Source organism: Candidatus Neomarinimicrobiota bacterium, from assembly GCA_017656425.1.
Classification (GTDB): Bacteria; Fidelibacterota; UBA2242; order UBA2242; family B5-G15; genus JACDNV01.
In genome coordinates, this window is record JACDNV010000031.1 from 1 (window position 1) to 11,756 (window position 11,756).

The window sequence follows — 11,756 nt, forward strand, 5'->3', positions numbered from 1 at the left end:
AGTTTAATTATACCCACAATATTGTAAACAACCTGATTGAAATCACCTCTGCAAGAGAAATAATCCTGAATGCCTATCTTGTGCCGAAGTGGGAAGTATCTTTAAGAAGAGAGGCTCTCATCAGGGCAACCCATGCCTCAACGGCAATAGAAGGGAATCCTCTTACACTTGAAGAGGTAAACGAACTTGCTCAGGGAAGAAAGATCACTGCCGCAAGGAGAGCAAAGCAGGAAGTCCTAAATTATCTTAATGTTCTAAGAAATATAGAAAAGTATCAGGATGATGGAAAAATAAGAGAAAAACACGTTTTGGAGCTGCACAGGGATATAACCAGGGAAGCGCTTGAGAATCCTGAATGGGAGGGGAAATATAGGGAAATACAGGTATACGTAGGAAACAGAATCACAGGCGAGGTAATATTTACGCCTCCACCATCTGAAGATGTCCCCCTCTTGATGAGAAATTTTTTGGGTTGGTTAAATTCTGAAAAATCTTTCGAACTCCATCCTGTTCTGGTTGCTGGAATTTCTCACTACGAATTCGTAAGGATCCATCCCTTTGCTGACGGAAACGGCAGAACTGCAAGGGCACTCGCAACCCTGATACTTCATATAAGAGAATTTGATATAAAGAGATTCTTTGCCCTTGATGATTACTACGACAGTGATAGGAGAGCCTATTATTCAGCTCTGAAATCAGTGAATCAAAAAACTCTTGACTTAACTCAATGGCTTGAATACTTCACTGAAGGGGTCAAAGTCTCCATACTGCGTGTGAGGGAAAGGGTTTTACAGTTATCTATCGAAAAAAGAAAACAAAAAAAGAGAGGGCAAATTGCACTTACTGAAAGGCAGATGAAAATAATAGAGTTTATTCAGCGTAACGGAAAAATCACTTCAGGAGATATTCAGAGAACATTTGGAATTTCAAGGCAAGCTGCTCATAAGGAAATAAAAAAACTGATAGAGTTAGAAATTATCGAACAAAAAGGAAGTGGCAAGGTTGTTTACTATGTGCTTAAGTAGGTTGACGCAAAAGTTGACGCAAAAGTTGACGCAAAAGTTTAACATAGAAGGTCTTTAAAGGAGATGAGGAAGCCGGGGCGAGGAGGCAATCTACCCCAGGAAGTGGCTTGACGCCCAAAATATACCGCCATCGCCCTTGTTGAGGGAGATTGCCGCGCTCGCTCACGCTTCGCTCGCAATGACAAGGAGACCTTCCCCAAACGTCATTGCGAGGAGTCCCATTGGGACGACGAAGCAATCTGCTCTGCAAGTAGGAATACAATTAAAACATGCTACCATCACAGCTTAAGCATAATAGATTGCCACGCTCGCTTACGCTCGCTCGCAATGACAGCGGGCTACCGAAGAATTTACACCAAGTTACTTCTTTAGCTAGTTAGCTTGTTAGCCCGATAGCTTGATAGCTTGTTAGCTTGACAGCCAGTCAGACCATTTACCTCTCAGCCATCCAGCTACCTAGCCGTCTAGCCATTTCGCTATCTAGCCACCTCGCCATCTAGCTATCTAGCCATCTCGCCATCCAGCCATCTCAATCCAATGAGATTGCCACGTTTCGCTTGCAATGACGGGGGAACCTCATCCGAGCGTCGTTGTGAGAAACCGAAGGCGACGAAGCAATCTATTTTGTAAGCGGAATAACAATCAAAACATGCATCCATTGCTTCATCCACAATAGATTGCTTCGTTATCGCTCACAACGACAGGAAGAGGTTATAGCTAAAGCACAAATATTTTTTAAACTCTCTTTAGAAAGTATATGCCTAATTGTTCGAATTTTATGAAAATCCTGGCAGTGCAATGGAGTCCCATTTAAACTAAGAAATATAGACAAATAAACTTACGCCGTTATGCTTTTTAAAGATTTCTATACAGCTTTCACATCTTTCAAGAATATAAATTGTAATTCTATTTTAATTGCTTCTCAGAGCAACATTTGTTTATAATGTCGTTTAAAAATCTTTGTACTTATCAGCAAGGTATCAATACCCCTTCTGTACCAATATCAATATCATCAGATATAAGTCGAAACATAAAATGATTGGTTTTCTAACATTTGCTTGACTTATTTCATTACATAACTTAAAATAGAATAGGATGGTTAATTATGGTTGGAATTGGTCAAAAAGTAAGGAAGTTAAGAGAAAATTTAGGAATTAGTCAGCAAAGGCTTGCTGAATTGCTTGGTGTTTCTCGACCAACAATATCTCAAATAGAAAGAGAAGAAAGAAGAATATCAATCGACGAGATAATAAAACTGTCTGAAATATTCAACGTTTCCATAGAAAGTTTAATAAATATAGAAAAAGAACCGGAAATTATTTTAGAAAAAAATAGGAAAATAACTAAAGTAAAACCCCAAATTAGAATCAATGTACCACAGAAAAAACTTGACAAATTTAAAGAAGTATTGCTATACATTTTAAATAAAGTTGGCTCAAAACCTAATGTTGGGGAAACTGTCATCTATAAGCTTCTGTACTTCATTGATTTTGACTTTTATGAAAAGTACGAAGAGCAGCTAATTGGAGCAACATATATAAAAAATAAATATGGACCAACACCCTTAGAATTCCAAGAAATTGTCAATGAGCTACTCGACAAAGATATTATCAGAGTAAAAACTGGATATTTCAAGTATCCCCAAACAAAATATTTACCCTTAAGAAAACCTGATCTTGCAAAACTAAAAGCCCATGAGATTGAATTAATAGATGATGTTCTTAATAAACTCTCTGATATGAATGCTGCTCAAATAAGCGAATATTCACATAACGATGTCCCTTGGTTAACAACAAATGATGGGGAAATTATTGAGTATGAATCTGTTTTCTATAGAACACCTCCCTATTCTGTGAGAGAATATAGTGAGGAAGATTTTCAATGAAATATCTTATCTGCCTGAATTTAAAAAAGATGCAAAAAAACTCCGAAAAAGATTTCAAACTATTAAAAGCGATTTGGAAATTTTTGTAGAAAAACAGCTTTTTCTTTATCATAAACTGAAAATTGATAACAAAGGAATTTTTCAAATTTCAGGCTTACATATAAATTATCCTAAAATATATAAAGCCAAAAAATTCGCATGTCGTTCTCTTAAAGGAAGAGGAGCTAAATCAGGTATTAGAATTATTTATGCTTATTATGAAGATAAAGATAAAATTGAGTTTATAGAGATTTATTACAAAGGTGATAAAGAGAATGAAGATAAAGAAAGAATCTTAAGATATTACGAAAAAGAATATTGAATAAATTAGGTCGTTGTAAATCTAAGATAAAGAATAGCATCGCTTAAGGAAATATATTAACCAAATTTTATATCAAGTAGAAAATATTGTATACAGTACCCACCTTAACTCTAATTATTATGCCGAAGTGGCAAGTACCTTTAAGAAGAGAAGCTCTCACAAGGGCAACCCATCCTTATCATTTTGCTCGCGATAGTAGATTGTCTGTGTGTCATTGCGAGGAAGCCGCTTTTGTGGACAATGGAGCAATTCGTTTCTGGTAGTTCTTAAAGATATAGAGGGAAACCAGCGGTTATAAGAGGAAGTCTTTTATTGAGCTGAATGACTCCATGTGGTAGAATTCGTCTTCGATTAATCCGTGAGAGGATTTCGCATTGGCATTAGCATTGGGGTAATGTGTCCGTAGGATTCTTAATCGGGAGAGGTATATATTTTACCTTAGCATTTCAATTCTTTTCGACATATTTTCTCTTTACCTTTATGCTATTTCAATTTTGTCCTGTGGTGACTCTTTTAAATTTCTTTTCAGAAATCTTACAGAGCATAGCCCTTCCCCGAGCTGTGCTCTCACTATTCATTATCCTTAATTAATTTTGTTATATTTCTATGTTCGTATGCTTTTCTATACTAATGCTAGAAATTTCTTGACAATAGTAATATATATATATTATATTACATCATATTTTTTAAGGTAAATTGAAGCAAAAACAGGTAGGGAGAAGTTGTGGATGTTGAGAGGATTAATCGAAGTGAGTCCAACGAACCCGGTAAAGGGGATTTAACATCTAAGGAGGATGAATTCTCTTTTTTAGAGCTGGAAGAAAGATTGGAAATGGAAGCTGCTCCGCCAGTTGATTCTCCTATTGAATGGAGAGTAGACTGGTATTTTTAGTTGTTGTTCTGTAAAGCTTTCCTGCCTAAATATTGATTCAACTACTTATTCTTTTTCTCTGCTGTGGTTTGGTGGAGCTTTACATGGTTATAGTGGAGATTAATATTGAGAAGGTTATATATGAGATTGATTGTCTTTTTCGTAAAGAGGTCGGTGAAATTCTGAATAACATGGAGCTCTGGGGTATTTTAGATGACAGCGAAGGTAACGGGAAGCGTGGGGGGTTTAATGTCCATTATTATTACCCACTGCTTTTTTATGACTTTTATAAGGATATAGGAATAGGTTACTTTAAGATACTATCAGTTTATAGTAGGTTATTCTTGATGTATTGTTTGTTGGTGGATAGGATTACAGATGATTACAGAAGAACTGCGAGCCCAGAGGATATTTTGCTCCTGTCATCGCTCCAGAAAAGGGCTCTCAGCATCCTTTATAAGATATTCGGTTCAGATTCTGAATTCTGGAGGTATTTTCACAGGTATTATTTAGATTACTTAGGGGCCGTTCTCAACGAACAGAATAAGCATTTTGATAGGATAAGCTCCTATCCTTTTGACGAATTTAAGAAGATAGCCAGCGGGAAATCTGCCCTGGCTAAAACCGTTACTGCTGCTTTGGGGATTTTGAAAGGATCAGAGAAGGAAATTGAGATTTTAGACCTCTCACAGGATTATTTCTATATCGCTTATCAGCTATATGATGATTTAGTCGATTGGAAAAAGGATATTGAGAACAGACAATTTTCATATATATTGACAAAATTGATAATTGAGAATGAGATACCGGAGACCTGCATCAATTGTAACGTCATCAGGAAGTTTTTATTTTGTTCGGATGTGGCTGAAGAGATTATGGAAGTGGCCAGAGAATATTACGAGAAAGCCTTAGAGGTTCTGGGGGATTACAAATTTCTTTCGTGGCGGAGAATAATACATGATTATATGGATAGGTGTACTATATTAAGGGATGATATAATTAACATAAAAAGAAAAGTTAGACGCGGAGGTGGTAGCAAGACTCCAATGGGTGCTGGCTCTATGAGCAAGGTAGTTGTGAAAACAAGTGGTGGCCGTTTAGCTAAGGAAGTTATAGAAGAATCTGTTAAGCACTCTATAGAATTTCTTTTGAAGTTACAAGGACAAAAGGGCTTCTGGGAGGATTTCCTGCTGGACGTGGGTTATTCGACGGAGTGGGTGACAGGATATGTCGGTAATTCGTTGATTTCTGCGATGGTTTTTAACGAGAGTATTAGGGATAAACTGAAACTTGCCTCCAGAGCTTTGATAGGGGCACAACATCCAATTGGGGGTTGGGGCTTTAATGAAGATAGCGGGGTAGATGCGGATTCAACATCAAATGTTGTAATTTTCTTGAGAAGAATGGGTAAGTTGGTAGGTGAGCAGGCTGTTAAAGTGTTGAAGGAAAATCAGAATGGAGATGGAGGTTTTGGTACATACTCAATCAAAGAAATACTACGAGAACAGGAAAAGCTGAATATAAACTTTTCTGCACCGATAGAGCTCTATGGCGGGTGGACGTCGTCAGACATACAGATTACAGCAATTGCAATACAGGCATTGTTGGCAATAGGATTGGAAAGAGAATCGGAAGTAATGAGAAGGGGTGTGTCATTTATTATTGGCAAACAGCATAGCGAAGGCTACTGGGATGCATACTGGACAGAAGGGAAGATTTTAGGGACTTCTTTTTGTGTGCAAACATTGAATAAGTTTTGTAAGTGTGGTCGGTATATTAAGAGGGCCCTATTATGGTTGATCGACATACAGTCTGAAGAAGGTGGTTGGAGCAATCAGGTGACTCCTGTGTTGAATCCTTACGATACCGCGTTAGCTTTGCTGGCCTTTATGGTTAAAGGTAGTGGAATAGATTGTAGCAAGTCTATTAAAGAAGGGATTGAGTGGCTGATTGCAAATCAACTGGAAGATGGGAGCTGGGAGTCATCTCCCATAATGGTAATTCCAAGACCGTGGGAGAAGAATCAGCCAAACAGGCAGTATAAAATGCCTGCCATCCGGGATGATAAGCGCATTTTCACTACTGCTACTGTTCTAAGAGCTTTGCTTGGATACTGTAAGTGGATGAGCGTCTAGTGAAGGAACGGAATAGGGCTGAGGTAATTCTTTCTGTTGAAGGTATATCCAAGACTTACAGAAAAAAGTGGATTTTGGATAATGTTAGTTTCGAAGTAAAAAGAGGAGAGGTTGTTGGACTAGTTGGCCCCAATGGATCAGGAAAGTCGACGACCATCAAGATTATATGTGGACTTGTTTTTCCTGATAGAGGAGATGTTAGGATAAATGGAGTAGGAGTATTCACTAATCCGCTGGTTGCCTTGAAACGGGTTGGAGCTTTGGTTGAAGGAGCACAATTTTACCCTTATCTCACGGCCTTCGAGAACCTTGAATTAATTTGTTCAATTTCTGGTCTGGATACGTCCCGGATTGACAGGCTGCTCAATTCCGTTGGACTGTCAGAGGCAATTCACGTTAAGGTGAAAGAGTTTTCTCAGGGTATGAGGCAACGTTTGGGAATAGCGCAGGCTCTTCTAAAAGAACCAGAGCTTGTAATTCTGGATGAACCCACCAGTTTTCTGGATCATAATGGGATGGAATTGCTGTTTGGTATTATTCGTGAGTTGAAAGACTCCAGTAAAACCGCTTTTTTAATATCCGGCAACGATCTGAGTGGTATGAGTAAAATATGTAATAGAATTATTGCTTTGAACAAAGGCAAGATAGTCGCAGATGGCTTTCTTGGAAATCTTTCAGAGGAAGGTGTTTCTTCTCTGGAAAAACTGTTTTGAATCTGGATATATAGTGGAGGTAAAATAGTGAGTCAACTAAAAGTTCTGTTGTTTGTAAGTTTTTGGCTACTGATACTGGGTACTTTTCCTGCTGGATGGGCTGTTGATAAGGATTCATATTTTGAAGTTTATAAGTTCAGAATTAATGGTTGTATAAAGGATTATGTTATTGAGGACATAAATGGAGATGGCTTAAAGGATATAATGGTGTTCTATCAAAGGCTGGATTTACACAGGAATTTTTGTGCTGCGATTTATTATCAGAGCTCGGACGGCTTTAAGAGCAGACCGGATCAGAATGTCAGAATTGATTCATCAGTGATTATTCTTGATTTAGCCAATATCGATCCAAGTCCTGCGTTGGAAATAGTGGCTATTGAGCCTGAGGGAGTGTTTTGTTATACCCGGCATAAAGACGTTTTCGTGGATGTGCCAGAATTGCTTATAAAGGAGGAGTCGGTATTTAGAGTTCCGGGCCCTAGAAAACTTCTGTGGGACTTTTCGGAAGATTTCGATAATGATGGGATAGATGAAATGGTTATTCCCGGGTTTGGCGGATTGAAGATTTATAAAAAAGGCGTAACCCGGGACGATTATCGTTTAAACTCTCTGTTACACGTTTGTCCGGATGTCATTCTGGAGGAATCTCAAGAGGTTGCAAAAAGCATTTCACCTATTTACAGAATTCCGAAAATGTTGTTTATGGATTACAATAATGATGGGAAAAGAGATATCCTGGTTATTGAAAGATATGGTTTGAAGATCTTTTTTCAGAAAGGGGTGCCAATGTTTACTGATGAAAATTCTGCGCAACTACGACTGGGGTTCGGATATTGTAACACTTCGGCTATTTCGGTTGGAACCAGAGGGGACTCTAAAGAGAAAATAGGGATAGGTCATATAGTTGATCTGAATAATGATGGGTTTGTGGATTTAGTTGTGAATAAATTACAGAATAGAGGAAGTATGTTCAATCCGAAGAAGCAATTCCAGATATATTTGGGCAGAAGAGATGAGGAACATCCTTTAAATGGCAGTGTATTCGAAAAGGTACCGGATCAAATAATCACGAGTATGGGCTTTCAGATAGCCAGCCAGTTGGTGGATGTTAATAATGATGGAATGTATGATATTGTTATTCCTTATGTGGATCTGAATATATACAGACTCATTTCTCTTTTTTTAAGGGGGAAGATCAGAGTGGATGTTGTTTTTTATATTCAGGATGGTAATGACGGTTTGTTCAAACCTGAGAACTACCGCAGGAGTTTTAAAGTAGTGATGGGGTTTGGCGGTAGGGCCAGGGTTCCTGTATTTTGTGTCGATGGGGATTTTAACGGGGATGGTTATGTGGATCTGTTGACAAATGAAGGTGGGGACCTGTTGATCTTCTATGGGAAGATGGGTAAGGAGTTCAGTGAAAGGCCCGAGGTTAAGTTTCCTGTAGGTGTCCTGGCAGGGAGAGTGTTCAGTGTTACAGTAGCAAGAATAAATGACGATTTAAAATCCGATGTTGTGATTGTTCCTGAGGCAGGAGATGCCAATAGCGACACAATCTTACTGTTGGTTACGGGCTGAAGGTATGTGGCTGAGAATTCGCAGAATTACTATAATAGAGGCAAGAAAAATACTGAAGAAGAAAAGTATATGGGTGTTAGTCTCTTTGCTGATTGTTTTTCAAGCGCTGTTGACGTTATTCGGGATTGGCCTTACAGGAGGAACTGCTCTGGATAATGGGTATCAGATCAGCGCTTTGTCTGTAAAAGTGTCTTTGCAGTTTATAGTTCTATTCATATTAGTTGTTTCCTTAAAATCTATTTCTGATGAGGTGTCTTATGGAACTATTAAGATCATGCTGTCGAATTCAGTTTTGCGCCAGGATGTTGTTCTCAGCAAATTTCTTGCTGTATGCCTTTTATCTTGGATTCTCGTGGTTACTGTAGGGGTTGTTGGACTTGTGCTGGGTGGTTTTTCTGCCGGGATGAGTGACCTCAAAGAAGGGGAATATATAATTTTTTCGTCATTTTTCCTCTTAAAAAATTATTTTTACACTATCATTCTAACGCTACTATCATTGCCGCCTTTGGTTGCCTATTCTATTCTTTTTTCGGCTGTAATACGGAATCCGGGAGCTTCAGTGGGATTTGGAATAGCTATTTACTTCTTATTGCAGGTTTTTTCGGAAAGTTACTCCATTGAAGAATATTCATTCACATACTATATATTCAGGCCGGTGGGTGAATATTACAGGATTGCCCACGGTGAATTACATAATTTGCTTACGGACTTAATTCATCTGATCGTTTCTTCTTCATTTTATGTAGTGATATTTATAGTTCTGGCAGTCTATTTGGTAAAGAGGATAGATTTTTGGGACTGAAAAAATGTCTGAACAAATACTGTATTCCTGAGTTGGTTGAAGGTGTAATAACTTGTGAACTTGATGCTGTCTATCGTGATAGCCCGAGGTATTTAATTGTTACTCCTGACAGGAGATATTTTGAGATTTCATACTCAGTAAAAAGGGTAGTAGATTTTATAGATGGTAGAAGAAGAGTTCTGGATATTGTTGAAGAATTGAACTATCTCGGCTTTAGCTTCTCACTGTTAGATTTGATAAATGTTTTTGAACGTTTTTTGATCCCGTATGGCATAGTTATAATAGATGGGGAGAGGCTCAATGAAGCAAAAGGGGTAAAAACAACAGGTGTTTCCTATCTGAGGATGAAAAAAAATTTTATTAGTTACAACCACGTATATTTAATACTAAGGGTTTTCAGTAACTTTTTTAGGCTTAATATATGTATGTTTATATTAGCAGCTATTTTGTTGTCGCATATGCATTTGTATACCAGTTATCAGCAACCTGTACTCCAGCTGTCGAATACCCTCGATGTGATAGCGTTATGTGTTATTCTAGTTTTTTCTACATTCTTTCATGAGTTGGGCCATCTTTCTGCTGCGACCCATTTTGGTGTGAAATCAGGGAGCATTGGTTTAGGACTATATTTAGTTTTTCCTGTTTTCTATTCGGATATATCCGATATCTGGAAGCTGAACAGACATAAACGTATAGTCATCGATGTCGCTGGTGTTTATTTTAACTTGATTTTTGTTGTATGCCTGTATTTGTTTTACATGTGTTTTAAGTACGACGTAATTATCCTGGCTATATATTTGATAGATTATAAGACAGTTATTTCGCTTAATCCTTTTTTTCGGTTTGATGGTTATTGGATTTTGTCTGACGCTACTGGAATTACAAACATGAGAAGGAAATCTCAGTTGCTCATCTGCAAGTTGCTTCCCAGGGGTTTACAGGACAGAGTAGGTTGCGATTTTACTACCAGTGATTTATCCCCAAAAAATAAGATATTTTTAGTTCTGTATGCTTTTGTCTGTAGCTTGTTTTTTGTCTGCTTCAGTCTTAGAACGTTCTTTGTAGTCTTGCGTTTAGTTTGAAAGTCTGGTATTCCAATATGACCTGAGTTCGTAGTAAGGCTAAATAACATTAAGACCGCCATACGGAAAATATCTGAGCAGCCTTAGCCTCCCAAACAAAAGAAGAAATGGTGCAGATTCTTAAAAGTGGGAGGGAAATTGCCAGCTCCGATATACTAATAAGTAGAGACACAGTAGACAAACGTTTTAATAAACTGCTTAGATTAAATTCTGATAAAGAGAAATAAGGAAAGGAGAAGTACCGTAATTGGTGCTGGCGATAACGGATATTGTAGACAACCTGATTGAGATCTCCTCTGCAATAGAAATAATCCTGAATGCCTATCTTGTGCCGAAGTGGGAAGTATCTTTGAGAGGAAAGACATTAGTCGGGGCAACCCGTCCTTAACGAGTTCTCAGTTTTGCTTTGCTCGCGTGGGGTTTACCTGTGTGTCATCGCTAGGAAGCCGAAGGCGACGAAGCGATCTGTTTCAGGAGGTGTTTGACGCTCAAAACGTACCGCCATCGCCCTTGTTGAGGGAGATTGCCACGCTCCGCTTACGCTTCGCTCGCAATGACAGGGGAACCTCCCCAACTGTCATTGCGAGGAGTCCCATCGGGACGACGAAGCAATCTGCTCTGCTGGTGGAATAACATTAAAACATACTGTCATCGGCTCAATCAAAATAGATTGCTTCGCTAACGCTCGCAATGACAGGAAGGCTACCCGCAAACAACGAAGCAACCTTTACCAACGAGAAACAAAAAAGCCCCGAAAGGGCCATTTTAGCTGCCTGTTGGCCTGTTGGCTTGATAGCCAGTTGGCTAGTTAGCTAGTTAGCCTGTTAGCCAGTTAGCTAGTTAGCTTGTTAGCCCGATAGCTTGATAGCTTGTTAGCTTGACAGCCAGTCAGACCATTTACCTCTCAGCCATCCAGCTACCTAGCCGTCTAGCCATTTCGCTATCTAGCCACCTCGCCATCCAGCCATCTAGCTATCCAGCCACCCAGCCACCCAGCTATCCAGCTATCTAGCCATCCCGCCATCCCATCAGCTTGCAACCCTGACTCAGAATTAGTATATTAACATCTCGCAAAATCTTGAGGTTGGAATGGCAGTCGTAACAGCAAAAAATCTCTGAGAGAAAAACTCGGGAATGATGGCATAGAAGTCTTGGTTGAATTAATCAACGAAGCCCAGAAAGAAACTCAAAATAATGTAATCAAGTTCGTCGAAGAAAAATTCGAAAAAAGACTCTCCGAAGAACTGGTTAAGGTTAAAGTCGAAATTGGTGAAGTAAAATCCGAATTGATAACCAGAATCGAA

11 protein-coding genes are annotated in these 11,756 nt (G+C 38.7%); all 11 read left to right on the forward strand.

Features of this window, described 5'->3' with window-relative positions; all coding sequences use genetic code 11:
• Nucleotides 1-1,025 (forward strand): Fic family protein (locus H0Z29_11910; GenBank protein MBO8132189.1); only part of this gene is annotated, 1,025 nt, incomplete at its 5' end.
• A gap of 1,105 nt (nt 1,026-2,130) precedes the next feature.
• On the forward strand, nt 2,131-2,910 hold the full coding sequence (locus tag H0Z29_11915; GenBank protein MBO8132190.1) for a DUF4065 domain-containing protein: 780 nt from the start codon (nt 2,131-2,133) through the stop codon (nt 2,908-2,910).
• A complete protein-coding gene (locus H0Z29_11920) occupies nt 2,891-3,271 on the forward strand; it encodes a hypothetical protein (GenBank protein ID MBO8132191.1) in 381 nt (126 codons plus the stop codon). Before H0Z29_11915 ends, H0Z29_11920 begins: the two co-directional genes overlap by 20 nt.
• A 724-nt stretch (nt 3,272-3,995) precedes the next feature.
• Nucleotides 3,996-4,163 (forward strand): hypothetical protein, encoded by a 168-nt coding sequence (locus H0Z29_11925; GenBank protein ID MBO8132192.1) that lies wholly within the window; start codon nt 3,996-3,998, stop codon nt 4,161-4,163.
• An 83-nt stretch (nt 4,164-4,246) separates the two neighbouring features.
• The gene (locus H0Z29_11930) at nt 4,247-6,277 is read left to right on the forward strand and encodes a hypothetical protein (protein ID MBO8132193.1); all 2,031 of its coding nucleotides are present in this window, start codon (nt 4,247-4,249) and stop codon (nt 6,275-6,277) included.
• On the forward strand, nt 6,277-6,990 hold the full coding sequence (locus H0Z29_11935; GenBank protein MBO8132194.1) for an ABC transporter ATP-binding protein: 714 nt from the start codon (nt 6,277-6,279) through the stop codon (nt 6,988-6,990). The genes H0Z29_11930 and H0Z29_11935 overlap by 1 nt, the downstream gene beginning before the upstream one ends.
• 27 nt (nt 6,991-7,017) lie before the next feature.
• Nucleotides 7,018-8,568: a VCBS repeat-containing protein gene (locus tag H0Z29_11940; GenBank protein ID MBO8132195.1), complete on the forward strand. Its 1,551-nt coding sequence runs from the start codon at nt 7,018-7,020 to the stop codon at nt 8,566-8,568.
• Nucleotides 8,528-9,370 carry an ABC transporter permease subunit gene (locus H0Z29_11945; protein ID MBO8132196.1) on the forward strand — a complete coding sequence of 281 codons (843 nt, stop codon included), beginning with the start codon at nt 8,528-8,530 and terminating at the stop codon, nt 9,368-9,370. The genes H0Z29_11940 and H0Z29_11945 overlap by 41 nt, the downstream gene beginning before the upstream one ends.
• Entirely contained in the window at nt 9,361-10,452 is a 1,092-nt protein-coding gene (locus tag H0Z29_11950) for a hypothetical protein (GenBank protein ID MBO8132197.1), read from the forward strand. Before H0Z29_11945 ends, H0Z29_11950 begins: the two co-directional genes overlap by 10 nt.
• A gap of 250 nt (nt 10,453-10,702) precedes the next feature.
• Entirely contained in the window at nt 10,703-10,840 is a 138-nt protein-coding gene (locus H0Z29_11955; GenBank protein MBO8132198.1) for a hypothetical protein, read from the forward strand.
• Nucleotides 10,841-11,603: 763 nt separating this feature from the next.
• On the forward strand, nt 11,604-11,756 hold a 153-nt coding region (locus H0Z29_11960), incomplete at its 3' end, for a hypothetical protein (protein MBO8132199.1).

Coding starts and splice junctions, on each gene's coding strand:
- H0Z29_11930 (MBO8132193.1), top strand. CDS start 4,247: ATGGTTATAGTGGAGATTAATATTGAGAAGGTTATATATGAGATTGAT.
- H0Z29_11915 (MBO8132190.1), top strand. CDS start 2,131: ATGGTTGGAATTGGTCAAAAAGTAAGGAAGTTAAGAGAAAATTTAGGA.
- H0Z29_11945 (MBO8132196.1), top strand. CDS start 8,528: ATGCCAATAGCGACACAATCTTACTGTTGGTTACGGGCTGAAGGTATG.